The sequence below is a fragment of the Hoeflea sp. AS16 genome (genome assembly GCF_038900095.1).
Classification (GTDB): Bacteria; Pseudomonadota; Alphaproteobacteria; order Rhizobiales; family Rhizobiaceae; genus Hoeflea.
On the sequence record NZ_JBBMQQ010000002.1, the window covers coordinates 19,588 to 41,894 of the forward strand.

The following is a 22,307-nucleotide window of genomic DNA, read 5'->3' on the forward strand; positions in this document are numbered from 1 at the left end:
AACTGCACAATCGAAGGAAAAGAAAATGGCACTGAAAATTCGTCTGGCCCGTGGCGGCTCCAAAAAGCGTCCTTACTACCACGTTGTCGTTGCCGACGTGCGCAGCCCGCGCGATGGCCGCTTCATCGAGCGTCTGGGCTACTGGAACCCGATGCTGGCCAAGGACGACGCCACCCGCGTCAGCCTCAACCAGGAACGCATCCAGCATTGGCTCGACCACGGCGCGCTGCCGACCGACCGCGTCGCCCGTTTCATGGCCGAAGCCGGCATGATGACCCGCGAAGCCCGCAACAACCCGAACAAGGCGCTGCCGGGCAAGAAGGCGCAGGAACGCGCTGCCGAGAAGAAGCAGAAGGAAGAGGATGCAGCAGCCGCCGCAGCCGAAGCCGCTGCAGCACCGGCTGAAGCACCTGCCGAAGAAGCAGCTGCAGAATAATCAGCACAGCGTTTGGTCATCCTGACGGATGCACGTTCTGCGCCATAGTGCGGGCGGCTTGATGCCGCCCGTTTCGCGTTGGTCTTTCACTCATGCATGTCGCGTTCACATGGTTTCATTTGAACGGTAACGTAGATGCATCGTTTTAGAATGTTTCAGCGGCCTTTGCGCATTCAAGGGAATGCGCGGCGCTGCAGCGGAGTTGTCCATGACCAAGCTTGAGCACCCCATTCTCATCGGCGTTGTCGGCGCCGCGCAGGGCATTCGCGGCGAAGTCCGGGTCAAGCCGTTCACCGAGGATCCGATGGCGATCGCGGAATACGGTGCGCTCTATACCAAGGATGGCCGCCGTTTCGAGATCCTCGATCACCGCTTTGCCAAGACGGTGGTTGTGGTGCGGTTCCGCGGCATCAACGACCGCAATGCAGCCGAAGCGCTGAAAGGCCTCGAGCTGTTCATCGACCGCTCCAGCCTCGATGACGAGGAACTGGAAGAGGGCGAATACTTCCACGCCGATCTCGAGGGGCTGGAGGCGTGGGATGCCGAGGGCCGGTTCTGGGGAACGATCTCCGGCGTGCTCGATTTCGGCGGCGGCGACCTTCTGGAACTGCGCGACGAGGGCCGGAAGCCGGTGGTGATTCCGTTCACGCTGGCGGCGGTGCCGAATGTCGATCTCGAGGCCGGGCGGATCCTGGTCGATCCGCTGGCGGCGGGGCTGATCGACACCGGCAATGATGACGAGGGCGATGGGGACGGCGGCGAGGCAGGCAAGTGAGTTTTCGCGCCACCGTGCTGACGCTCTACCCGGAGATGTTTCCGGGCCATCTCGGCCATTCGCTGGCCGGGCGGGCGCTGGAACGCGGCGATGCGCTGATCGAGCCGGTCAACATCCGCGACCATGCCACCGGCAAGCACCGCAATGTTGACGACACGCCCGCGGGCGGCGGCGCCGGCATGGTGCTCAGGCCCGATGTGCTGGCGACAGCCATCGATGCGGTCAGCCCCGAGGGTGATCCGCGGCCACGGCTGCTGATGAGCCCGCGCGGGCGTCCGCTGACACAGGCCCGGGTGCGTGAACTGGCCGAAGGGCCGGGCGTGGTGATTGTCTGCGGCCGGTTCGAGGGCGTCGACCAGCGGGTGATCGAGGCACGCAATCTCGAGGAGGTCTCGATCGGCGATTACGTGCTTTCGGGCGGCGAGCCGGCGGCGCTGACACTGCTTGATGCGGTGATCCGGGTGCTGCCCGGGGTCATGGGCAACGCGGAATCGGGCACGCAGGAGAGTTTCGAGACCGGGCTGCTCGAGCATCCGCACTACACGCGGCCGGCGGAATGGGAAGGCCGGGCGATCCCCGAGGTGCTGACTTCGGGCAATCACAAGGCAATCGAGGACTGGCGCCAGGCTCAATCCCTGAAGCTGACGCGGGACCGGCGGCCGGATCTTCTTGCAGGCAACGACGATCAGCTAGCGAAATAATAGCCCGTCAGCAGCAGGCCGATAACGACCACCACGGCACGGATCACCGCCTGTGGCACCCGCCGCGCTGCCCAGACGCCGGCGTGGCCGCCGAGTGCGCCTGCGGGGATCATGATCAGGGCCGGCACCCAGGCGACGACGCCGCCGCTGGAAAACACCAGGATGGCGACGAAGGCGATGACCACGGCGATGACATTCTTCAGCGCGTTGAGCTTGTGGTAGTCACCGCCCTTGGTCACGCCGAGCACGGCCAGCATCATGATGCCCATGCCGGCGCCGAAAAATCCGCCATAGATCGAGGTGACAAACTGGCCGACCATGCCCATCGGGGTAATCGGCTGTTCGGCATGCAGGTGTTTTGGCCGCAGGTAGGGCCCGGCGGCAAAGATCAGGGTCGCCGCCAGCAGCAACCACGGCACCAGCGAGCGGAACGAGGGGTTGGACATCGACACCAGGATCAGCGCGCCTGCAAGGCTGCCCACCAGCGACAGGCCTGCCAGCACCCAGACCTCGCGGCCGCCCTCGCGGATTTCGGTGCGGTAGGCCAGCGCCGAGGTGACGTAGCCGGGAAACTGGGTCACCGAGGAGGTGGCGTTGGCCATGATCGGCGGCACGCCGGCAAGCGTCATGGCGCCGAAGGTCAGGAATGTGCCGCCGCCGGCAATGGCATTGACGACGCTCGACAGGAAGCCGGCGCTGAAAAGAAGGATGACATCGAAGACAGACATGGCACGCCATTTGGAAAGCTGAAGTGACCGGCTATAGAGCATTGCGCAGGTCGCCTCGCAAGTCCGCGCACAATTTTGCTGCCGTGGGCGTGACAAAACAGTAGCGATGGTGTATCTGGCCCCCCGATCGGCAAAGTCCGACAGCCGTGTGATGCGGCGCCTGCCAAACAATGAATGGTGAACCCGCTCCTGCCTTTACCGGCATAGCCACCAGGATGATCCCGAAACCGGGACATGCCAGATGGCGAGATGAGAGCGCTCTGACCGTTTGAGAAGAACGAAAGGTCAAGGACCATGAACATTATTGCCCAGCTGGAGGCCGAACAGGCCGCCAAGATCGAAGCTTCCCGCAAGTTTCCAGAATTTTCCGCCGGTGACACCCTGCGCGTCCAGGTCCGCGTGACGGAAGGCAAGCGGACCCGTCTGCAGGCTTTCGAAGGCGTTTGCATCGCCCGCGCCGGTGCCGGCCTGAACGAAAGCTTCACCGTTCGCAAGATCTCCTACGGTGAAGGCGTGGAACGCGTGTTCCCGATTTACTCGCCGCTGGTTGAAGCCGTCGAAGTGGTCCGCCGCGGCAAGGTCCGTCGCGCCAAGCTCTACTACATGCGCGACCGTCGCGGTAAGTCGGCTCGTATCGTCGAGAACACCGGCACCCGCGCCCGCAAGCTCAACGATGCCGAGCGCGCAGCCCTGGCCGCCGAGAAGGCACGGCTTGAGGCCGAGAAGGTCGCAGCAGCACAGGCTCTGGCCGCCGAGAAGGCAGCAACCGAAGCCGCTGAAGCCGCAGCCGCAAAGGCAGCAGCCGACGAAGCAGCAGCGGCTGCAAAGGCTGAAGAAGCCAAGAGCGAATAAGCCGCTCCATCAAGAATTGACGATCCTTCGGGATCGGATGAAAAGCGCCGGGCAACCGGCGCTTTTTGCGTTCGGGGCAAGGACCGCCGCCGGGGCAGGGCACCCGTGTCCGGGCAATCGTTCAAATCTGCGGGTGCGGATTAATCTCCTGCTAATCCGGATGCGCGAGACTGGCGCTTCACTTGCAGGCGCAATTTTCCATGGCAGGACCAGAATGAGCCTTTCATCCGTGATGAGCACCGCGCTGTCGGGCATGCAGACCGAGCAGAACCGCCTGCTCACGGCCGCCGGCAACATCGCCGGTTCCGGCCCCATGTCCGAAACAGGTTCGGCATCGGAAACCGACGCCGAAATCGACCTCGCCAACGAGTTGCTCAACCTCAGGCAGGCGGAAATCGGCTACAAGGCCAACGCCCTGGTGCTCGAGGCCGGCGCCGACCTCTGGGACGTGCTGATGACCATCAAGCGGGATTGAGACGGCTAACTCCGTCCGGCGCCTGTCCGCCTTCATGCTCCAGCTATTCCGGGTCAATTGCGGGCAGCATCTTCCGGATGTCATTGGGGCACAGTCTCTCCGTCGTCATCCTCGGGCTTGACCCGAGGACCCATCCCGCAATCTCTCCAAAGGCTGTGGACAGGGAAAAATCACGGAATGGATCCCCGGCTCGATGGCCGGGGATGACGACGGAGCGCGGCACAAATCCTCCCACTTTTTCCACACCCTCCCGACCCCATGCCATAATCCGGGCGCTCCCGCTGCCGGATGGACCGCCAACGTGCCGGTCCAGGCGGGAGGAAGGCCTCCGGGGGCTTGTCGTAACGTGCGGCGGGTCGAGGGAGGAGGCGGTGCACCGGCGGGTTCCGCTGGCAGCAGGATCATTCTTTCCGGGATGATCGGCCAAGCCAGCCACCGGAGCCATCCTTGCCCCTTGTGCCCGGCCAGCGCCGGCCGGCTGTCAGGGTGAGGGTGGAGACGGGCCTGTGGCGGGCCGTCTTGCGGATGCGGGATGGGCGTGGCGTTCAATCGCCGTCGCCCTGGCGTGCCCGGATCGTCAACGCAAGGCCCAGCCCGTGCCGGACGAAGCCACCCGTCGCTTACGGTCGCCCGTGTCCGGGCGGCGAAAAAGCGGCAAGCAACTGCCTGCCGGGTGTGGACACCATCCGGCAAAGCTCGGGCCGCGCGCAAGCTGCGCCACCCCGCATGTCTCCGTTTCTGACGGAACATGCACACCAAACCCAATTCCGAACGGCACAGCCTGCGTGCGGCCCTCCGGACTTCAGCCTGTTCAAGCTCCGGCGTTGACGCGCGCGGGCGCAAGTCCTGCTGCCTGCTTCAATCTCCCTCTTGCGGCAGAGGGTGCGGCATTGCAAAGTGCGGCCCCAACCAGTACCCCCGGGGTACATCATTTTCAGCGCCCGAGACCTCATGAGGGAGCCCATTATGTCTTTCGCGAAATCCCTGATCTTTGCCGCCACTGCCGCCGCACTGGCCTTCACTGTTCCGGCCCAGGCCGAAGACCTGCCCGATATGGGTGGCGAAACCGTGGTGGTGGTCACCGAAAACGCCTACCCGCCGCTGCAGTTCATCGACCCGAAAACCGGCGAGCAGATCGGCTGGGAATATGACGCGATGAACGAGATTGCCAAGCGGCTGAATTTCACCGTCGAATACCAGAACACCTCGTGGGACGCGATGATCCAGTCGGTGTCGGACGGGCAGTACAATATCGGCATGACCGGGATTTCGATCAAGGAAGACCGCAAGGAGAAGGTGGACTTCTCCGATCCGTATCTGCGCTCTGAAATGTTCATGCTGGTGCGCGGCGACGAGGACCGGTTTGACGATGCCGAATCGTTCGCGGCGTTCGAGGACGGGCTGGTCGGCGCGCAGCCGGGCACCACGCCGTTCTACGTGGCCGTCTATGACGTGCTCGACGGCGACGAGCAGAACAAGCGCATCAAGCTGATGGAAACCTTCGGCGCCACCGTGCAGGCCCTGAAAACCGGCGATGTCGACATGGTTCTCACCGACGGCGTTGCCGGCAAGGGCTATGTCGAAGCCTCCGATGGCGGCCTCAAGCTGGTCGGCGGCCCGCTCGGCTCGGATGATTTCGGCTTCATCTTCCCCAAGGGCTCGGAGCTGGTCGGGCCGGTGAATGCGGCGATCGCCTCGATGAAGGCCGACGGCACCATCGACGCCATCAACAAGAAGTGGTTCCTCGACTACAAGCTCGGCGATTGAGCCGCTGATGCCGCTCGGTTTTGACGGTTACAGGCCGGGGGCGCCTGGCGCCGTTCTCGGCCTGCACATGGATTATTACGCGGGGCAACCCGGTTTCACGCTCAGCGTCCAGAGCGATGCCGACCAGTGGCAGGGCGGGGTGCGGGAGCAACTGTTCAGGCGCCCGGCGCCGGAGGGTGTCTCCGGGGGAAGTTTGCAGCCGTGACACCAGCGCCGAAATCGACCGACAAGCCCGACTTTCCCTGGTGGCTGCTGGCCGCCTGCGGCATTGCGCTGTTTCTCGCCGTCCAGATCGCGGTCAACGATCTCTACAGCCAGATTTTCACCATCGTCTCCAGGGGCGTCTGGATCACCATCTTCGTCACCATCGTCGGCTTCACGCTCGCCACCGGCTTCGGGCTGTTGCTGGCGGTGATGGGGCTTTCGAAATCGCTGATACTGCGTCAGATCGCGCGATTCTACGTCGAGATCATCCGCGGCATCCCGATCCTGGTGCTGTTGTTCTACATCGCCTTTGTCGGCGCGCCGGGCTTCGTGATTGCCTGGAACGCGCTGATGACGCCGCTGATCGAGGCAGGGCTGCTGGATGAATTGCTGGTGCGGGATGTGTCACTGCTGTGGCGGGCGATCATCGCGCTGACCATCGGCTATTCCGCCTTCATCTCGGAAGTGTTCCGCGCCGGTATCCTGTCGGTGGACGGGGGGCAGGTCGAAGCCGCCAAGGCGCTCGGGCTCACGCCGCTGCAACGCTTCCGCTTCGTCGTGCTGCCGCAGGCGATCCGCACCATATTGCCGCCGCTGGGCAATGACTTCATCGCCATGATCAAGGATTCCTCGCTGGTCTCGGTGCTTGGCGTTGCCGACCTGACGCAGATGGGCAAGGTCTATGCCTCGGGCTCGTTCCGGTTCTTCGAGACCTATTCGATCGTCGCCTATGTCTACCTGCTGCTGACGGTCGGCCTGTCGCTCGGCCTGCGGGCGCTGGAAAAGCGGCTCAGGCGGGCCGACGAGGAACGCTCGGGCCGGCGCGACTAGCCCATGCATGGCTGGCCGCAAAACCCCTGATATCTTGGTGGAAATTCCGGCAAGCGGTTGAATAATATCGGAATTCAATCAAAACACGCAATCGGTTTAGGGTTTTGTTAGCAGCCAGGATGCAGGTTCCGGCGAGTTCAACCCGGGGATCGATGCGTGCCTTCCAGACTCATTGCCAGGGCCTTTGTTGGCTGGTTCGTGCTGTTCGTCAGCCTGCTTGGCCTGGGTACGGTGTTCTTCGGCCCGGTGCTGTGGTTCACGGTTCCGGTTGTCGCCGGCAATGGTTGCATCGGCGGGGGAACCTGCAGCGCCATGGCGGCGGTGCTCGGCCTGTGGCTTCAACCGTCGCTGCTCGTTGCCGCGGCGCTGGTCGGGGCGATTGCATTCTATCGCCGCGGTCTGGCGGTCGGTTCGCGCTTGTGGGCCCTGTTTCCGCTGGCGCTTCTGCTGCCGAACCTGCCTTCGCTATTCATGCTCGGCAATGCCTGGGGTGTGAACCTTGCGGCCGCGTTTCTGTTCTTCCCGCGCTGGAGCCTGCTGGAACTGCTGCCGCTGATGGCGTTCGGGGTGCTGTTGTGCTTCCAGGTGGAATACATGCCGGGATTTGGCCAGTCGATCGCCCGGACGCGGCTTTACAACAGCGTCCCGGTCGGGCTGGCCTATGTCCTAACCTGCCTGTGGATCTGCTCGGATGTTGTGCTGGCGCTGTCGCCGCATTTCGGGCTGCCGGTCGAGGTGGCGCAGGATATTCGCGACGCCCTGCATTATCCGCTTTCCATCGCGGGTGGCGAAGTGTTCGCAGGGCTGCCGCCCTACGGCCAGCGGCCCGACCTGGTGGTTCCCCTCGGCACCCTGGTCAACCTGGTCGTCTTCACTGTTCTGGTGTTCGCGCTGGTGTTTGACGGCTCGGGCCGCCTGCGCCGGGCCGGGGCGCTGATTTTCATCGACAAGTTTGATGGCGATAATAGCAAGCCGCTGTTTCGCCCCGGACGCAAGGCTGGCGATTGACGGGCTCAATTGCGCGAAGCCAATCTGCTCGCGCAGAACAAACGGACCGTTGTCCGCACCGCCCGGCTACCGGATCACAACTATCCAGTTGGCCCGCGTCAGTGCTAAGTGAGCGTTCAGGGAGATTAAAATGACTGAACGCAGCAATGAAGAACTTGAACAGGTCTATGCGGCTAAATCTCCCGAAGAGCTGAGTTCGGCCTATGCGGCCTGGGCTGCGGGCTATGACCGCGACACGTTGGCCGCGGGCTACTGCCTGCCGTTTCAGGTGCTGGCCTGGGTTTCGCGTTACGTCAAACCGGATGCCGGCGCGCTGCTGGACGCCGGTTGTGGCACCGGCCTGTCCGGGCCTTATCTCCAGGCGCTCGGCTATGACCAAATTGCCGGGCTGGATTTCTCCGAAGAGATGCTGCGGGTGGCGGACTCACGCGGTGCTTACGATGATCTCAAGCGGGCAACGTTGGGAGAGAGGTTGCCCTGGGATGACAATCATTTCGCGGCGTTCTTCTCGACAGGCGTGTTCACCGAAGGTCATGCGCCGGCGTCGGGTCTCACCGAATTGTGCCGCATCACCCGGCCGGGCGGGCATGCGGTGTTCACGGTGCGGGACACGATTTTCCACACTGGCGGTTTCTCTGCGATAATTGCAGATCTCGCCGGCCGCGGGGTCTGGCGGCAGCTTGAACAAAGCCCGCCGTTCCGGGCCTTTGCACTGGATGAGCCGGACGTGCTGGTAACGGCGCATGTGTTCGAGGTTCTGGCCTGAGGGGTTTTGCGCGCTTCTTCCTATTTGTCCGTTTTAACCGGCGGCGCGGGCTCGGTTCTGTGCATGTCGGCTGAAACCGCCTTTGTGATCCATTCGCGGAATGCCTTGATCTTCGGAGTGTTGCGGCGGCTTGCCGGATGCACCAGCCAGATGCCGATATCATCGGTGCAATGGTGATTGAATGGCGCGACAAGGCGGCCGGTGGCCAGTTCCTCGGCATAATAGACATGATTGAGGATGGCGACGCCATGGCCGGCAAGGGCCGCGTTGCCGCACAGATCCTGCTCGACGAAATTGTGCCGTTTGTGACCTGACAGATCGGGCGTGGCGAGACCGGCAGTGGCAAACCAGTGCTGCCAGGATTCCTGCTGGGCGCCGATGATCGGCAGCCGCAACAGGTCCTCGGGTTTCGTGACCCCGCCGATGCTTTCGGCAAGCGCGGGGCTGAGCATAGGCGCATAGGAAAACCGGCCGAGCAGGTGGCAGTCATCGCTGGGCCAGGGACCAACGCCCCAGCGGATGGAGATGTCAGCGGGGTCGCGGTTGAAATCGGTGATCCTGCTCACGCGCAAAAGCCGCACCGCAAGGCTGGGGTATTCAAGCTGGAAGTTGCCGAGGTTGCGGGCCAGCCAGTGCGAGGCAAAGGTCGGCGAGGAATGGATCTCCAGGGTCTCGTTGGACATCTGGCTGGCCGACAGCATGGCTTCGGTCAGCAGCTCGAAGGCCTTGCCGACATTGGGCAGCATCCGGTCCGCGGCCTCGGTGTTGACGATCTGGCGCGGCTGGCGAAGGAAAAGCTGTTCGCCGAGAATGCCTTCCAGCAGCTTGATCTGGTAGCTCACCGCCGTTTGCGTCATGCCCAGCTCGTCTGCCGCACGCGAGAAACTGCCGTGCCGGGCGACGGCCTCGAACACGCGCAGCGCGTTGAGCGGAAACTTTCTCGACAGCTTCATGCATAAGCTCTCTTTATGGGCGTAGACGGGAATTCCGTTGGAATGTCCCCGCTTCGAGCGTCTATCTAGCCTCACGACATATCAAAAGGAAAGAGTGATGAGCGATCATGACCGCACTTCGCAAAGCCGCATCGCGTGGCTTGGCGGGCCGGGAAAGCTGTGGCGGTTGGCCCAGCGGCTGGCACGGCGGCTGTTCAGCTGGCTGTGCGGGCGGCGCCTGCATGTGCAGGCCGGTGTGCTTGATGCCCGGATGAGGCAGGACATCGGCATCCACGGCACCGGCCTGGACGATGCGGCGCGGCCGGATCCGCGCGATGATCACTACCGCCGCCTGCTCGGGACCGGCTATCGGCTCGGCTGAACAGGCGCGTCATCGCGGCCGGTTCGGGATCTTCTGGCGGGCACCCGGCGCAAAACAATTGCCCGAACCCGCTAAAATTGGTATGAGCCCGGCCATGGGATCGAAATTCAGATGTCTCGCGCCTCATGTCTTCGTGCTGCAGGATCACAAGCGCCTGCCGGCACGGTTTTTTGCGCGCATATCCGGGGCGCTTTCCGGCCTTCGCGGCTGAAGCCTGTGTCCTTTCTGCTGCTCACCGCGGCATTCGATCCACTTTTCTTCATCTTCCATACGGACCACCACCATGACCGCACCGCGCACACTCTACGACAAGATCTGGGACGACCACCTGGTCGACGAGCAGGAGGACGGCACCTGCCTGCTCTATATCGACCGTCACCTCGTCCATGAAGTCACCAGCCCGCAGGCATTCGAAGGCCTGCGCACCGCGCACCGCACAGTGCGCGCGCCGGAAAAGACGCTGGCCGTGGTCGACCACAACGTGCCGACCTCGCCCGACCGGGCGCAGGGCATCAAGAACGAGGAAAGCCGCATCCAGGTGGAAGCGCTGGCCAACAACTCGGCCGAGTTCGGCGTCGAGTATCTCAACGAGAACGACAAGCGCCAGGGCATCGTTCACATTGTCGGCCCGGAACAGGGCTTTACCCTGCCCGGCACCACCATCGTCTGCGGCGACAGCCACACCTCGACGCATGGCGCGTTCGGCGCGCTGGCGCACGGCATCGGCACGTCCGAGGTCGAGCATGTGCTGGCGACCCAGACGCTGATCCAGCGCAAGGCCAAGAACATGCTGGTCGAGGTCAATGGCGTGCTGCCCGAGGGCGTCACCGCCAAGGACATCATCCTCGCCATCATCGGCGAGATCGGCACCGCCGGCGGCACCGGCCATGTCATCGAGTTTGCCGGCGAGGCGATCCGCGCGCTGTCGATGGAAGGCCGCATGACGGTCTGCAACATGACCATCGAAGGCGGCGCCCGCGCCGGCCTGATTGCGCCCGACGAGAAGACCTACGCCTATTTCAAGGACCGACCCCGCGCGCCCAAGGGCAAGGCCTGGGACATGGCGGTCGAGTACTGGAAGTCGCTGCCGTCCGACGAGGGCGCGCATTACGACAAGATCGTCCGTCTCGACGCCGCCTCGCTGCCGCCGATCGTGTCCTGGGGCTCGTCGCCCGAGGACGTGATCTCGGTCACCGGTGTGGTTCCGAACCCTGACGACATCGCCGACGAAGCCAAGCGCACCTCGAAATGGCGGGCGCTCGATTACATGGGCCTCAAGCCCGGCACCAAGATCACCGACATTGCCATCGACCGGGTGTTCATCGGCTCGTGCACCAATGGCCGCATCGAGGACCTGCGCGCCGCAGCCGCGGTTGTCGAAGGCAAGAAGGTGGCTTCCACCGTCGACGCGATGATTGTTCCGGGCTCTGGCCTGGTCAAGGAGCAGGCGGAAGCCGAGGGCCTCGACGTGATCTTCAAGAATGCGGGCTTTGACTGGCGCGAGCCGGGCTGCTCGATGTGCCTGGCGATGAACGACGACCGGCTGAAGCCGGGCGAACGCTGCGCCTCGACCTCGAACCGCAACTTCGAAGGCCGCCAGGGCTTCAAGGGCCGCACCCACCTGGTCTCGCCGGCAATGGCAGCCGCCGCGGCAGTGGCCGGACATTTCGTCGATATCCGCGAGTGGAAGTAGGCGTTAGCCGGGCTGCCTGACGGCGGTCTTCAAACGAACTTTACAAAAGAACCCGCCGGTTGCCCGGCGGGTTCTGTGGTCTTGGGGGCTTGTTGGTGGCCGGGTCAGCTCAGGCGCAGATGGGCCTCGATGGCGGCGGCGATGAAGGCGTGGCGGGCCTTGCGGGGGATGGCGTCGCCATGGATCACTGCGTCGCAGGCCTGCTCGGCATCATGGTAGCGGCTGCCGTGCGCGTCCGGCCAGTTGCGGTGCAGCAGGTTTTTCGCCTGCCGGGCGGTCTTGACTGTCCGGTGAAACCCCGTCTCGGGATCATCGATGGTGATCGGAGTATTCCAGGCTGTTGATCGCATGATGCTACCTCCTTGGACTTGATGGAGACAGTGTCTGCCTATCCCGGCCCGAGGTCACGCTGATCCCGGCAGCATGGTTACACTGCGGTGTCGCAAAAATGCCGACAGGCGGGGATGTGTGCCGTTACGGAGCAGAAAGTGCGGCAAATGCAGCCGATGCGTCCGACTGGATCATTTTGTGACACTGGTGCGGACGGCAAATGGCCACCTGGGCGGCTGCCGGCAACAGCCGGGGTAAAGACGAGGAGATCGTTCCAGCGCCCGCTTGCGCGCTGCTATGGACGGATCACGCACACGCCGCCGCCGCCACAGGCGCCGGAGTTCTTGTCGATGGTGATGATCTTCGGACCCGGTTTCCTGGTCGAACCGGTCCGGGCATCGCGGTTGCGCCTGATGCGGATGGTCAGCTCGTCGTCGTCGCGGATGGTCCGTGATGCAGGCGCACGCGCCGGATCGGGCAGCGACGGGTCCAGCTTGCCGGCCTTCGAGCGCGAGCTGTGGTCATCCTTGTCGATGACGATGATGGTGACATCGCGGTCATTGTGCCGCTTGGTCTTGCTCGACGGGGGCTTGATTTCGGCGGCCAGCGAGGTGCCGCTCACTGCGAAGCCGATCAGCAGCGCAAGGGTTGCTGCCTGGACAGCTCTGCGGGCGCTTGCGGGCGAAAAAGGCTTGGCGGTCATTTGCGGTTTCCTTCTTGCAGGTCGGGGCTTGCAGGTCGGGGCTTGCAGGTGATGGCAGATGCCGGCAGACAATCCTCACGGTATTATGCCCTGAGCGCATTTTGCATGAGGTGGAAACCGGAGTCACGCCGGCGCCGCGGCAAATGCCGGTTAGAGTTAAAATACGCCGTGTGCCCGCCGGTCCGGGTTGGCGGTGCGATGAGACTTTCGACAGACTTGACCGGGACCGGAGTTTCGACGAAACATGCGGCCCATGGATACGCCCAAGAACATCGACATCTCGCTGTTGCGCCTCAATGACGCGCATCATTTCTCGCCCCTGCTGGCGGCTTACGTGCAGTCGCTCAAGCGTGGCGCGCCGCGTCGGCCGGACGATTTCTACGCCGAAACGCTGCTGCAGGACCGCGTCGCCCAGATTTTCGGCGCCCGGCTTGACGGCGAACTGGTCGGGTTCGTGATTTTCTACGATCTGCCGGACCCGGTGACCGGGATGCGGCTGGGCCAGGTCGACCATCTTTATGTCAGCCACCTGCATCGCAAGATGGGCATTGCACAGGCGATGCTCGACATGCTGGCGGAGGAAAGCGACGCACATGGCTGGTCGCGAATCATCCTCAACGCGCCGCGTTCGTCGGAAGAAGGCCGCAAGCTGTACGAAAAACTCGCCACCAAGGCGGATTTCAGCAGCTGGGAAATGCGATTCGACCATTCGCGCTAAATGTTTTTGCGTTGCAAACGGGTCGATGTTGGCTGATTGCAGGACGTGATTCCGCGCATTCTTGCCTTGTTAAGCATTTTGAATCGTTTGAAGCGTAATGAATGGCGAATTCCGGGTTTGTTTTCGACGAAAAGCGCATTGTTGACTGCAATCCGGGCTTTGACGCGGTGCATATAACGCACTAAAACCACCGCACAGCCGCCGCCGACCGCATCGCGGGTATGCGTGTGGCTCTCCTTGAGGGAAAAAAGGACAAGGTCCCGATGACCAATGTGACGCAGAACCGGCCGTTGTCGCCGCACCTGAGCATCTACAAACAAATTCCAACCATGGTGATGTCGATCATGCACCGGTTTACCGGCATGGCGCTTTATGCAGGCACGCTGCTGGTCGCCTGGTGGCTGGTGGCCGCGGCTTCCGGCGAAGCCTATTTCGACTGGGTCAACGGCATCTTCGGCTCGATCCTGGGCCGGCTGGTCCTGTTCGGCTACACCTGGGCGCTGTTGCATCATCTGCTTGGCGGGATCCGACATTTCATCTGGGACACCGGCCGCGGCTTCGATCCGCAAACCTCGACCAAGATGGCCTGGGCAACGATCGCCGGTTCCATCGTTCTGACGATCCTGGTCTGGATCGCCGGTTACGCAGCCCGTTTCTAGGAGAGAGACATGGATACCAAGAATATGCGTACACCCCTCTCCCGGGTCCGCGGGCTCGGTTCGGCCAAGGAAGGCACCGACCATTTCTGGCGGCAGCGGCTGACGGCGGTGGCCAACGTGCCGCTGATCCTGTTCTTCCTGTTCTTCATCATCGCCTATAACGGCGAACCCTATGAGGTGGTCGTCGGCGCGCTGTCCAATCCGCTGGTGGCGGTGGTGATGGGGCTGATGGTGATTTCGGGCATCATTCACATGAAGCTCGGCATGCAGGTGATCATCGAGGATTATGTTCATGCCGAGGGCATGAAGGTGAGCCTGTTGATCCTCAACACATTCTTTTCAATCGTGGTCGGCGCAGTGTCGCTGTTCGCGGTTCTCAAACTCGGCTTCGGAGGCTGACAGATCATGGTAATGACGTCGAGCGTCAACATTGGCGGACGCGCCTATACGATAGTCGATCACGCCTATGACGTGGTCGTGGTGGGTGCCGGTGGCGCCGGGCTGCGTGCCACTCTGGGCATGGCGGAACAGGGCTTCAAGACCGCCTGCATTTCAAAAGTGTTCCCGACCCGCTCTCACACGGTCGCGGCACAGGGCGGCATCGCCGCCTCGCTGACCAACATGACGCCGGACAGCTGGCAGTGGCACATGTACGACACGGTCAAGGGGTCGGACTGGCTCGGCGATGTCGATGCCATGCAGTACCTGACCATGGAAGCGCCGAAGGCGGTCTACGAGCTGGAACATTACGGCGTTCCGTTCTCGCGCACCGAAGATGGCCGCATCTACCAGCGGCCGTTCGGCGGCCACATGCAGAATTACGGCGAAGGCCCTCCGGTGCAGCGCACCTGTGCGGCTGCCGACCGTACCGGCCACGCCATCCTGCACACGCTTTATGGCCAGTCGCTGAAAAACAACGCCGAATTCTTCATCGAGTATTTCGCGCTCGACCTGCTGATGGAAGAGGATGGCCGCTGCACAGGTGTGGTTGCCTGGAACCTCGACGACGGCACCATTCACCGCTTTTCGGCGAAGATGGTGGTGCTGGCGACCGGCGGTTATGGCCGGGCCTATTTCTCGGCCACATCGGCGCATACCTGCACCGGTGACGGCAACGGCATGATCGCGCGTGCCGGCCTGCCGCTCCAGGACATGGAGTTCGTGCAGTTCCACCCGACCGGGATCTACGGCGCAGGCTGCCTGATCACCGAGGGCGCGCGCGGCGAAGGCGGCTACCTGGTCAACTCCGAGGGCGAGCGCTTCATGGAGCGTTACGCACCATCGGCCAAGGACCTGGCCTCGCGTGACGTTGTCTCGCGCTGCATGACGCTGGAAATCCGCGAGGGCCGTGGCGTTGGCAAGGCCAAGGACCACATCTTCCTGCACCTCGATCACCTCGATCCGGCGGTGCTGAACGAGCGGCTTCCGGGCATTTCGGAAAGCGCCAAGATCTTCGCCGGTGTCGACGTCACCCGTGAGCCGATCCCGGTGCTGCCGACGGTGCACTACAACATGGGCGGCATCCCGACCAATTACTGGGGCGAAGTGCTCAACCCGACAACGGCCGAGCCGGACCGGGTGACGCCCGGCCTGATGGCCGTCGGCGAAGCCGGTTGCGCCTCGGTGCACGGCGCCAACCGCCTGGGTTCGAACTCGCTGATCGACCTGGTGGTGTTTGGCCGTGCGGCGGCAATCCGCGCCGGCGAAGTGATCGACCGGTCTTCGGCTGTGCCGCAGGTCAACGAGGCTTCGTTCGAGAAGATCATGACCCGGTTCGACACCATCCGTCACGCCGATGGTTCGACGCCGACTGCCGTGCTGCGCGAGAAGATGCAGCGCACCATGCAGGAAGACGCGGCCGTGTTCCGGACCCAGGAATCGCTGGAATCGGGCTGCAAGCGGATGAGCCAGATCTGGTCGGAACTTCCCGACGTGAAGGTCACCGACCGCTCGATGATCTGGAATTCGGATCTGATGGAAACGCTGGAACTCGACAATCTGATGGCTTGCGCCATCACCACGGTCTACGGCGCGGAAGCCCGCAAGGAAAGCCGCGGCAGCCATGCCCGTGAAGACTATGTCGATGGTCCGTTCGGCGGCCGCGACGACGAGAACTGGCGCAAGCACACGCTGGCCTGGGTCGACGACAAGGGCAAGGTCACACTCGACTACCGCCCGGTCCACACCGAGCTGATCGCCGAGGGCATCGATCTCGCCAAGATCGCGCCCAAGGCACGCGTGTATTAAGAGGGAACAGAGACCATGGTTGAACTCACACTCCCGAAGAATTCGCAGCCGAAGCCGGGCAAGGTCTGGCCGAAGCCGGAAGGGGCCAAGAACACCCGCGAATTCAAGATTTACCGCTGGTCGCCGGATGATGCGGAAAACCCGCGCATCGACACGTTCCACATCGACACCGACGATTGCGGTCCGATGGTGCTCGACGGCCTGTTGTGGATCAAGAACAAGATCGACGCGACGCTGACGCTGCGCCGGTCCTGCCGCGAGGGCATCTGCGGGTCCTGCGCGATGAACATCGACGGTACCAACACGCTTGCCTGCACCAAGGGTCTCGACGAGATCGACGGTGCGGTGAAGGTCTATCCGCTGCCGCACCTGCCGGTGGTCAAGGACCTGGTGCCGGACCTGACCAATTTCTACGCCCAGCACCGGTCGATCGAGCCCTGGCTCAAGACCGTGTCACCGACACCGGCGAAGGAATGGAAGCAGAGCCACGAAGACCGGGCCAAGCTTGATGGCCTTTACGAGTGCATCCTGTGCGCCTGCTGCTCGACCTCGTGCCCGAGCTACTGGTGGAACGGCGACCGCTATCTCGGTCCCGCCGTGCTGCTGCAGGCCTATCGCTGGCTGATCGACAGCCGTGACGAATGCACCGGCGAGCGGCTGGATGATCTCGAGGATCCGTTCCGGCTCTATCGCTGCCACACCATCATGAACTGCGCGCAAACCTGCCCCAAGGGCCTCAACCCTGCCAAGGCGATTGCCGAGATCAAGAAAATGATGGTCGAGCGCCGGGTGTAGGCCAGGCAAGATCGGACATTGAAAAAGGGGAGCATCTGCTCCCCTTTTTTGTGTTTGATCATGGCCGAGAGTTTGGCGGTCCCCTGATCTCCCCCGCAAGGGGGAGATTGAGAAACTCCGAGTTCCGCACCTATCCCAGCGCTTGTGTCAGGTCAGCAATCAGGTCGTCCGCATCCTCGATGCCTACCGAAACCCGGATCAGGCTTTCGGGGATGCCGGTGTGGGGCTCGATGGTGTGGCGGTGCTCGACCAGGCTTTCGACGCCGCCGAGCGAGGTGGCGCGGTGAAACAGCCTGAGCTTGCCGACGACGGCGAGCGCCTCGGGGCTGCCGCCCTTGACCAGGAACGAGAACAGGCAGCCGAATCCGCCGTGCATCTGGCGTTTGGCGATGTCGTGACCGGGGTGGCTTTCAAGGCCGGGATAATAGACGTCGGCCACCTTCGGATGAGCTTCGAGAAATTCGGCGATGGTTTGTGTCGAGCGGCACATGCGTTCGACGCGCAATGGCAGCGTGCGCATGCCGCGCAGCAGCAGCCAGGCCTCGAACGGGCCGATCACCGCACCGGCGTCGTGGCGGTCGGCCTTGATCTCGGTCCAGATCCTGGCTGCGGGTGCCGAGGTGGCGAGCACGCCGGCGAGCACATCGGAATGGCCGTTGATCGCCTTGGTGGCGGAATGCATGACGATGTCGGCGCCAAGCTCGAGCGGACGTTGCAGGATCGGCGTCGCGGCGGTGGAATCAACCGCCAGCAGGCCGCCGGCCTTGTGGGCGCAGTTTGCGGCGTGGGCGATGTCGACCGTCTTGAGCCAGGGGTTGGATGGGGTCTCGATGAACACCAGATCCGGCTTGTGCTCCGCGCAGGCCTGTTCGAGCGCGGCCGGGTCGGCGGCATCGACCTCGTGCAGGGTGATCTGGCGGCGGGCGGAAAAATCCCTCAGCCACTTGGTGGTGCCCCAGTAGATGCCCGACTGCACCAACGCCGTGGCACCATTGGGCAATGTGCGGAACAGGGCTGCGATCGCTGCCATGCCGGAGGGAAACAGCAGCGCTTCCTCGGCGTTTTCCAGCCGCGCCAGCACGTTTTCGGCGATGCGGACAATGTCGGAATTGTCGCGCAGGTAGATGTTGTCCGGATTGACCAGCGCATAGTCCTCGTCGCGGACGAAGGTGGTCGAGGGCTGCACCGGCGGAACCACGCCGCCCGACGGCATGTCGATGACACCGCCGGCCTGGGCCGCGATGGTGGAGGGCTTGAGATCGTTGGGGAGGGTCATGTCGCGTCATCTTTCCCTGGCAGCGTGGCCAGATTCGGGGACGCCGGCGCGTCCTGTCCTTGCCCTCGTGTCTATGCAGTCCGGTGAGGAATTTCAACGGCCGTGTGCAGGCTTGCCGATCGGGTGGTTCAGGCCGGATCAAGGGTGATGACGACATTGCCTTTCCGCGCCGGACTTTGGAAATACCGGTGCGCGGCAGCAGCCTGATCAAGTGGAAAGCGCTTGTCGATGAAGGGCCGGAAGCGGCCGCTGGCTGCGAGATCGGCGAGAAAGCGCAGGTCTTCGGCGCGTTCGGGTGCATAGCCGCCATAGGCCTTGCGGCCGCCGGTCTTGCGGGCGAACAGCGTGGCTAGAAGTTGCCACAGGTTGGCGGAGACCAGAAGCAGTTGCCCGCCGGGTTTCAGCGCCGCGGCGTATCTTGCGTAGGTCGCGGTGCCGCTGGTGTCGAGGATGATGTCATAGGCTCCGGGGGCGGCGGCGGGATCTTCTTGTTTGTGGTCGATCACCCGGTCGGCGCCGAGGCCGAGCACCATGTCGAGCTTGGCGGGTGAGGCGGTGCCGGTGACGTCGGCGCCAAAGGCCTTGCCCAGCTGGATGGCGGCGCTGCCGACGCTGCCCGCAGCGCCGATGACCAGGACCCGGTCGCCGGGTTTGATGCCGGCCTTGTCGCGCAGGAAACTGAGCGCTGTCGCGCCGCCAAACGGGATTGCCGCTGCCTCGTCAAGGCCGAGGTTTTCCGGTGCATGGGCAATCGCGGCGGTTTCGGCAATCACCGCATGGTCGGCGTAGCCGCCAAAGGTCGCGCCGGGATAGGCAAAGACCCGGTCACCCGGTGCGAAGCGGGTGACGTCGCTTCCGACCGCCTCGACCACGCCCGAAAACTCGGTGCCGAGAACCTGCCGGCGCGGGCGGAACAGGCCGAATACCAGCCTGCCGACCGGGCCAAAGCCCGGCGGCATGTCGAGGCTGCGGGCGCGGTAATCACCGGAGGTAACGCTGGTGGCGTGGATCCGGACCAGGACTTCACCGGGTTTCGGCTCTGGCCGGGGCAGGGTGACGGGCCGAAGGACCTCTGGCGGTCCGTAGCTGGAATAGGCAATGGCTTGCATCTGTCTGATCTCCGTTTCGTGCCGGACATATACTCATGCGATAGCGTAGAATAAATTGACCAGATATGCCGATATGATATGCGAATATGCATGGATTGGAGATCGGTGAATTTCGACTGGAACCGGGCCCGGGCGTTCCTGGTCACGGCGGAGGAAGGCTCGCTGTCCGCGGCGGCCCGGGCGCTCGGCATGGCGCAGCCGACGCTGGGGCGACAGGTCACGGCGCTGGAGCAGGAACTCGGGGTGGCGCTGTTCGAGCGGGCGGGGCGGGGGCTGACGCTGACGCCGAGCGGGCTCGAGCTGATGGATCATGTCCGCGCCATGGGCGAGGCCGCGTCGCGGATGTCGCTTTCCGCGTCGGGCAAGGCGCAGGCGATCGAGGGGACCGTGTCGGTCAGCGCCAGCGAGGTCGATGCGGCGTTCCGGCTGCCGCCGATCATCCGCCAGATACGGGACGTTGCGCCCGGCATCGATGTCGAGATCGTCGCCACCAACACCGAGAGCGATCTGAGGCGGCGCGAGGCGGATATCGCCATCCGCAATTACCGGCCGACGCAGCCCAATCTTGTGGCGCGCAAGATCCATGACATTCATGGCCGGATCTACGCCACGCCGGGCTATCTCGAGAGCATCGGCAACCCGTCTACGCCGGAAGGGTTTGCGCAGGCGGATTTCATCGGCTTCAACCGCTCCGGCGAATTCATCGCCGCGATGCGCCGGTTCGGGCTGACGCTGACGCAGAAGAATTTTCCCATCGTCTCGGAAAGTCACCTGGTGCAATGGAGCCATGTGAAGCAGGGGCTGGGGATCGGCATCATGTCAGCCGATATCGGCGATGCCGAACCGGAGGTGGTCCAGGTGCTGCCCGATCTCGATCCGATCATCGTGCCGGTCTGGCTGGTGACGCACCGGGAGGTTCACACCAGCCGGCGGGTGCGGCTGGTGTTCGATCTGATGGCAAAAGAGCTGGCGCGGCCTTTCGCTGGCTGAGCCGGGCTGCCGCTTCACGGCTTTGTGCGGAAGCGTGAGTTGTCTTCGGCGGGGCCCCGGCTAGGTTCGTGTGAGACAAAGGAGATTTCCATGCTCAGACTGCTGCTGACGTCCGCCGTGTTTGCCACCGTCCTGACCGCAGCGCCGGCCCGGGCCGAAGAGACCGGTATCGCGATTTTTGCCGGGGGCTGTTTCTGGTGCGTGGAATCCGATTTCGATCATGTCAAAGGCGTGACCGAAACCATCTCCGGCTATATCGGCGGCAAGGCCGACAATCCGACCTACAAGAGCCACGTCGCCAATGGCGACCGCGAAGCCGTCGAGATCAGGTACGATCCGGCGGTGGTGAGCTATGCCGAGTTGCTGAAAACCTTCTTCCGGACCATCAATCCGACCGATGACGGCGGCCAGTTCTGCGACCGCGGCCACAGCTACACAACGGCGGTCTACACGCTCAATGACGAGCAGGCCGCACTTGCCAAAGCGGCGAAGGCCGACGCGGAGGCCGTGCTGGGCAAGCCGGTGGTCACGGAAATCGAACCGCCGGCCAGGTTCTGGCCTGCGGAAGACTACCACCAGGATTTCTACACAAAGAGCCCGGTGCGCTACAATTACTACCGCCGTGCCTGCGGCCGCGACCAGGACATCAAATCGCTTTGGGGCGAACAAGCAGCCTTCGGCGTCGTCAAATAGCCATGGCTGTCCGACGATGCCGCCAGGCCTTACGCCATTGACATCAGCCTGAAGGGCTGGCCAGTCTGGCAGTGTCCGGCCGGGTCCGCGACAGGAGAGCGAGATGGCAATGAAGCGCAGCAAGGAGCCGTGGATGGCGGCCGATGATTTCGGGCGCTCGCTGCCGCGGGGCATCGGCATCAACCTTCTGGTCCGTGACATGGCAGCGGAGATCGCATTTTGCCGCGATTGCCTCGGCGCGATGATCCTGGACAGCGACGAGGATTTCGCCGCCATCGAACTGTGCGGATCGGTGTTCATGCTGCATGCCGACCACAGCTATTCGAACCACCCGCTGTCGGGCATCGTTGCCGGGGCGGAAACCCGCGGCGCCGGGGTCGAGATCAGGGTCTACGGGCTTGATCCCGATAAGGTGGAAACACGGGCGCGGGCGCGCGGCGACCACGTGCTGGCGGGCAGCCTCGACAAGCCGCACGGGTTGCGCGAATGCTTCATTGTCGATCCGGAAGGCTATGTCTGGGTACCGGGTATACAAATACGCGGGTGACAATTGAGGTGCGACTGGTGTATTGGCGTCAATAACATTGGATTATCGTCCAGCTAATATGCTCCTTGGGCCGGTTTGCCTTGCAATTTCCATCCTATGGTCATTTTATGCGGTTTAATGGGGCGAACAGCGAAGCACATGTTTCGCGTAACCGGAGCTTATCTATGAAGATGCACACCTTGCTGGTCGCAGTTGCGGTTGCCGCAGCGCTTAGCGGATGCCAGCGGACATCCTTCGGTGGACTGAACACCCAGCAGCAGCCGGCGCCGTTGATGCCTGCCCCGGTGGGCGGGGTCGAATCGGGCCAGCTTGCGCCGCCGATGACGCCGCAGCCGGGTGAGTTTCCTGCCGCGCCGACAGCTCCCGAGCAGACCATGGCACCGCAGGTGGCCGCGACCAACGCACCAGAACTGACGCGCGAAGCGCTGATCGGCCGCTGGTCGGCGGCAAGCAGCGGCTCGACCTGTGACGTGTTCCTGTCGCTGACCAAGTGGACCGGCGGATACCGCGCGGCATCGCGCGGATGTGTCGGCAATGCGGCGGCAATCGCGGCATGGGACGTGCAGGGCAAGCAGGTCATTCTCGCCGATTCCAGCGGCAACCAGATCGCCCGGCTCTACCAGTCGGCCAACGAGCGCTACGACGGTTCGACCTCGACGGGTCAGCCGATTTCCCTTTCCCGTTAAGTTC

Annotated in this window: 26 protein-coding genes; 20 read left to right on the top strand and 6 right to left on the bottom strand. The window is 63.4% G+C overall.

What is annotated here, in order from left to right:
• Nucleotides 1-25: 25 nt before the first annotated feature.
• From rpsP to trmD, 3 genes are all read left to right on the top strand, one after another.
• A complete protein-coding gene (gene rpsP / locus WNY80_RS05405; protein WP_342886342.1) occupies nt 26-436 on the top strand; it encodes a 30S ribosomal protein S16 in 411 nt (136 codons plus the stop codon).
• Between the two features lie 208 nt (nt 437-644).
• On the top strand, nt 645-1,211 hold the full coding sequence (gene rimM, locus WNY80_RS05410; RefSeq protein WP_342886343.1) for a ribosome maturation factor RimM: 567 nt from the start codon (nt 645-647) through the stop codon (nt 1,209-1,211).
• A complete protein-coding gene (gene trmD, locus WNY80_RS05415) occupies nt 1,208-1,912 on the top strand; it encodes a tRNA (guanosine(37)-N1)-methyltransferase TrmD (RefSeq protein ID WP_342886344.1) in 705 nt (234 codons plus the stop codon). The genes rimM and trmD overlap by 4 nt, the downstream gene beginning before the upstream one ends.
• Here trmD and WNY80_RS05420 read toward each other — a convergent pair.
• Entirely contained in the window at nt 1,897-2,640 is a 744-nt protein-coding gene (locus WNY80_RS05420; RefSeq protein WP_342886924.1) for a sulfite exporter TauE/SafE family protein, read from the bottom strand. The two genes, trmD and WNY80_RS05420, sit on opposite strands and share 16 nt — an antisense overlap.
• Nucleotides 2,641-2,934: 294 nt before the next feature.
• Between WNY80_RS05420 and rplS the strand changes: the two genes are divergently transcribed.
• From rplS to WNY80_RS05450, 6 genes are all read left to right on the top strand, one after another.
• A complete protein-coding gene (rplS, locus tag WNY80_RS05425; RefSeq protein WP_342886345.1) occupies nt 2,935-3,492 on the top strand; it encodes a 50S ribosomal protein L19 in 558 nt (185 codons plus the stop codon).
• 214 nt (nt 3,493-3,706) lie between these two features.
• Nucleotides 3,707-3,967, top strand: a complete 261-nt coding sequence (locus tag WNY80_RS05430) for a flagellar basal body rod protein (protein ID WP_342886346.1) — start codon at nt 3,707-3,709, stop codon at nt 3,965-3,967.
• Between the two features lie 966 nt (nt 3,968-4,933).
• Nucleotides 4,934-5,734, top strand: a complete 801-nt coding sequence (locus WNY80_RS05435; protein ID WP_342886347.1) for a transporter substrate-binding domain-containing protein — start codon at nt 4,934-4,936, stop codon at nt 5,732-5,734.
• Nucleotides 5,735-5,935: 201 nt separating this feature from the next.
• Entirely contained in the window at nt 5,936-6,769 is an 834-nt protein-coding gene (locus WNY80_RS05440) for an amino acid ABC transporter permease (RefSeq protein ID WP_342886348.1), read from the top strand.
• Nucleotides 6,770-6,925: 156 nt separating this feature from the next.
• Nucleotides 6,926-7,777 carry a hypothetical protein gene (locus tag WNY80_RS05445; RefSeq protein ID WP_342886349.1) on the top strand — a complete coding sequence of 284 codons (852 nt, stop codon included), beginning with the start codon at nt 6,926-6,928 and terminating at the stop codon, nt 7,775-7,777.
• Nucleotides 7,778-7,907: 130 nt separating this feature from the next.
• Nucleotides 7,908-8,543 carry a class I SAM-dependent methyltransferase gene (locus tag WNY80_RS05450; RefSeq protein WP_342886350.1) on the top strand — a complete coding sequence of 212 codons (636 nt, stop codon included), beginning with the start codon at nt 7,908-7,910 and terminating at the stop codon, nt 8,541-8,543.
• 20 nt (nt 8,544-8,563) lie between these two features.
• Here WNY80_RS05450 and WNY80_RS05455 read toward each other — a convergent pair whose 3' ends face one another.
• Nucleotides 8,564-9,496: a LysR substrate-binding domain-containing protein gene (locus tag WNY80_RS05455; RefSeq protein WP_342886351.1), complete on the bottom strand. Its 933-nt coding sequence runs from the start codon at nt 9,494-9,496 to the stop codon at nt 8,564-8,566.
• A 97-nt stretch (nt 9,497-9,593) separates the two neighbouring features.
• Between WNY80_RS05455 and WNY80_RS05460 the strand changes: the two genes are divergently transcribed.
• Both WNY80_RS05460 and leuC read left to right on the top strand, forming a co-directional pair.
• Nucleotides 9,594-9,857, top strand: coding sequence for a hypothetical protein (locus tag WNY80_RS05460; protein ID WP_342886352.1), 264 nt, complete (start codon nt 9,594-9,596; stop codon nt 9,855-9,857).
• Nucleotides 9,858-10,140: 283 nt separating this feature from the next.
• Nucleotides 10,141-11,550, top strand: coding sequence for a 3-isopropylmalate dehydratase large subunit (gene leuC / locus WNY80_RS05465; protein ID WP_342886353.1), 1,410 nt, complete (start codon nt 10,141-10,143; stop codon nt 11,548-11,550).
• 104 nt (nt 11,551-11,654) lie between these two features.
• Here the strand turns inward: leuC and WNY80_RS05470 are convergent, their stop codons facing one another.
• Nucleotides 11,655-11,900 (bottom strand): DUF982 domain-containing protein, encoded by a 246-nt coding sequence (locus WNY80_RS05470; protein ID WP_342886354.1) that lies wholly within the window; start codon nt 11,898-11,900, stop codon nt 11,655-11,657.
• A gap of 275 nt (nt 11,901-12,175) precedes the next feature.
• Nucleotides 12,176-12,583, bottom strand: a complete 408-nt coding sequence (locus tag WNY80_RS05475) for a hypothetical protein (RefSeq protein WP_342886355.1) — start codon at nt 12,581-12,583, stop codon at nt 12,176-12,178.
• Between the two features lie 253 nt (nt 12,584-12,836).
• On the opposite strand from WNY80_RS05475, the gene WNY80_RS05480 reads away from it, so the two are divergent.
• The 5 genes from WNY80_RS05480 to WNY80_RS05500 all read left to right on the top strand — a co-directional run bounded on the left by WNY80_RS05480 (nt 12,837) and on the right by WNY80_RS05500 (nt 17,002).
• Nucleotides 12,837-13,301, top strand: coding sequence for a GNAT family N-acetyltransferase (locus WNY80_RS05480; protein WP_342886356.1), 465 nt, complete (start codon nt 12,837-12,839; stop codon nt 13,299-13,301).
• A 263-nt stretch (nt 13,302-13,564) separates the two neighbouring features.
• Nucleotides 13,565-13,960, top strand: coding sequence for a succinate dehydrogenase, cytochrome b556 subunit (sdhC, locus tag WNY80_RS05485; RefSeq protein ID WP_342886357.1), 396 nt, complete (start codon nt 13,565-13,567; stop codon nt 13,958-13,960).
• Between the two features lie 9 nt (nt 13,961-13,969).
• Complete coding sequence (gene sdhD, locus WNY80_RS05490; protein ID WP_342886358.1) at nt 13,970-14,359, top strand: succinate dehydrogenase, hydrophobic membrane anchor protein; 390 nt, start codon at nt 13,970-13,972, stop codon at nt 14,357-14,359.
• A 12-nt stretch (nt 14,360-14,371) separates the two neighbouring features.
• Nucleotides 14,372-16,207 carry a succinate dehydrogenase flavoprotein subunit gene (sdhA, locus tag WNY80_RS05495; RefSeq protein WP_342886925.1) on the top strand — a complete coding sequence of 612 codons (1,836 nt, stop codon included), beginning with the start codon at nt 14,372-14,374 and terminating at the stop codon, nt 16,205-16,207.
• A 15-nt stretch (nt 16,208-16,222) separates the two neighbouring features.
• On the top strand, nt 16,223-17,002 hold the full coding sequence (locus WNY80_RS05500) for a succinate dehydrogenase iron-sulfur subunit (protein WP_342886359.1): 780 nt from the start codon (nt 16,223-16,225) through the stop codon (nt 17,000-17,002).
• Between the two features lie 130 nt (nt 17,003-17,132).
• Here the strand turns inward: WNY80_RS05500 and WNY80_RS05505 are convergent, their stop codons facing one another.
• Nucleotides 17,133-18,278: an aminotransferase class I/II-fold pyridoxal phosphate-dependent enzyme gene (locus WNY80_RS05505; protein WP_342886360.1), complete on the bottom strand. Its 1,146-nt coding sequence runs from the start codon at nt 18,276-18,278 to the stop codon at nt 17,133-17,135.
• A 128-nt stretch (nt 18,279-18,406) separates the two neighbouring features.
• A complete protein-coding gene (locus WNY80_RS05510) occupies nt 18,407-19,387 on the bottom strand; it encodes an NAD(P)-dependent alcohol dehydrogenase (RefSeq protein WP_342886361.1) in 981 nt (326 codons plus the stop codon).
• Nucleotides 19,388-19,477: 90 nt separating this feature from the next.
• Here WNY80_RS05510 and WNY80_RS05515 point away from each other — a divergent pair, with 90 nt between their 5' ends.
• From WNY80_RS05515 to WNY80_RS05530, 4 genes are all read left to right on the top strand, one after another.
• A complete protein-coding gene (locus WNY80_RS05515; RefSeq protein ID WP_342886362.1) occupies nt 19,478-20,377 on the top strand; it encodes a LysR family transcriptional regulator in 900 nt (299 codons plus the stop codon).
• Nucleotides 20,378-20,467: 90 nt separating this feature from the next.
• On the top strand, nt 20,468-21,070 hold the full coding sequence (msrA, locus tag WNY80_RS05520) for a peptide-methionine (S)-S-oxide reductase MsrA (RefSeq protein ID WP_342886363.1): 603 nt from the start codon (nt 20,468-20,470) through the stop codon (nt 21,068-21,070).
• Between the two features lie 103 nt (nt 21,071-21,173).
• Nucleotides 21,174-21,617, top strand: coding sequence for a hypothetical protein (locus tag WNY80_RS05525; RefSeq protein ID WP_342886364.1), 444 nt, complete (start codon nt 21,174-21,176; stop codon nt 21,615-21,617).
• A gap of 164 nt (nt 21,618-21,781) precedes the next feature.
• Nucleotides 21,782-22,303, top strand: a complete 522-nt coding sequence (locus WNY80_RS05530; RefSeq protein ID WP_342886365.1) for a protease inhibitor Inh/omp19 family protein — start codon at nt 21,782-21,784, stop codon at nt 22,301-22,303.
• Nucleotides 22,304-22,307 lie beyond the last annotated feature (4 nt).

What these genes read in the sequence shown, in the direction of transcription:
- rpsP (WP_342886342.1), top strand. Translation starts at nt 26, where the DNA reads ATGGCACTGAAAATTCGTCTGGCCCGTGGCGGCTCCAAAAAGCGTCCT.
- rimM (WP_342886343.1), top strand. Translation starts at nt 645, where the DNA reads ATGACCAAGCTTGAGCACCCCATTCTCATCGGCGTTGTCGGCGCCGCG.
- WNY80_RS05420 (WP_342886924.1), bottom strand. Translation starts at nt 2,640, where the DNA reads ATGTCTGTCTTCGATGTCATCCTTCTTTTCAGCGCCGGCTTCCTGTCG.
- rplS (WP_342886345.1), top strand. Translation starts at nt 2,935, where the DNA reads ATGAACATTATTGCCCAGCTGGAGGCCGAACAGGCCGCCAAGATCGAA.
- WNY80_RS05430 (WP_342886346.1), top strand. Translation starts at nt 3,707, where the DNA reads ATGAGCCTTTCATCCGTGATGAGCACCGCGCTGTCGGGCATGCAGACC.
- WNY80_RS05435 (WP_342886347.1), top strand. Translation starts at nt 4,934, where the DNA reads ATGTCTTTCGCGAAATCCCTGATCTTTGCCGCCACTGCCGCCGCACTG.
- WNY80_RS05450 (WP_342886350.1), top strand. Translation starts at nt 7,908, where the DNA reads ATGACTGAACGCAGCAATGAAGAACTTGAACAGGTCTATGCGGCTAAA.
- WNY80_RS05455 (WP_342886351.1), bottom strand. Translation starts at nt 9,496, where the DNA reads ATGAAGCTGTCGAGAAAGTTTCCGCTCAACGCGCTGCGCGTGTTCGAG.
- WNY80_RS05460 (WP_342886352.1), top strand. Translation starts at nt 9,594, where the DNA reads ATGAGCGATCATGACCGCACTTCGCAAAGCCGCATCGCGTGGCTTGGC.
- leuC (WP_342886353.1), top strand. Translation starts at nt 10,141, where the DNA reads ATGACCGCACCGCGCACACTCTACGACAAGATCTGGGACGACCACCTG.
- WNY80_RS05470 (WP_342886354.1), bottom strand. Translation starts at nt 11,900, where the DNA reads ATGCGATCAACAGCCTGGAATACTCCGATCACCATCGATGATCCCGAG.
- WNY80_RS05475 (WP_342886355.1), bottom strand. Translation starts at nt 12,583, where the DNA reads ATGACCGCCAAGCCTTTTTCGCCCGCAAGCGCCCGCAGAGCTGTCCAG.
- WNY80_RS05480 (WP_342886356.1), top strand. Translation starts at nt 12,837, where the DNA reads ATGGATACGCCCAAGAACATCGACATCTCGCTGTTGCGCCTCAATGAC.
- sdhC (WP_342886357.1), top strand. Translation starts at nt 13,565, where the DNA reads ATGACCAATGTGACGCAGAACCGGCCGTTGTCGCCGCACCTGAGCATC.
- sdhD (WP_342886358.1), top strand. Translation starts at nt 13,970, where the DNA reads ATGGATACCAAGAATATGCGTACACCCCTCTCCCGGGTCCGCGGGCTC.
- sdhA (WP_342886925.1), top strand. Translation starts at nt 14,372, where the DNA reads ATGACGTCGAGCGTCAACATTGGCGGACGCGCCTATACGATAGTCGAT.
- WNY80_RS05500 (WP_342886359.1), top strand. Translation starts at nt 16,223, where the DNA reads ATGGTTGAACTCACACTCCCGAAGAATTCGCAGCCGAAGCCGGGCAAG.
- WNY80_RS05505 (WP_342886360.1), bottom strand. Translation starts at nt 18,278, where the DNA reads ATGACCCTCCCCAACGATCTCAAGCCCTCCACCATCGCGGCCCAGGCC.
- WNY80_RS05510 (WP_342886361.1), bottom strand. Translation starts at nt 19,387, where the DNA reads ATGCAAGCCATTGCCTATTCCAGCTACGGACCGCCAGAGGTCCTTCGG.
- WNY80_RS05515 (WP_342886362.1), top strand. Translation starts at nt 19,478, where the DNA reads ATGGATTGGAGATCGGTGAATTTCGACTGGAACCGGGCCCGGGCGTTC.
- msrA (WP_342886363.1), top strand. Translation starts at nt 20,468, where the DNA reads ATGCTCAGACTGCTGCTGACGTCCGCCGTGTTTGCCACCGTCCTGACC.
- WNY80_RS05525 (WP_342886364.1), top strand. Translation starts at nt 21,174, where the DNA reads ATGGCAATGAAGCGCAGCAAGGAGCCGTGGATGGCGGCCGATGATTTC.
- WNY80_RS05530 (WP_342886365.1), top strand. Translation starts at nt 21,782, where the DNA reads ATGAAGATGCACACCTTGCTGGTCGCAGTTGCGGTTGCCGCAGCGCTT.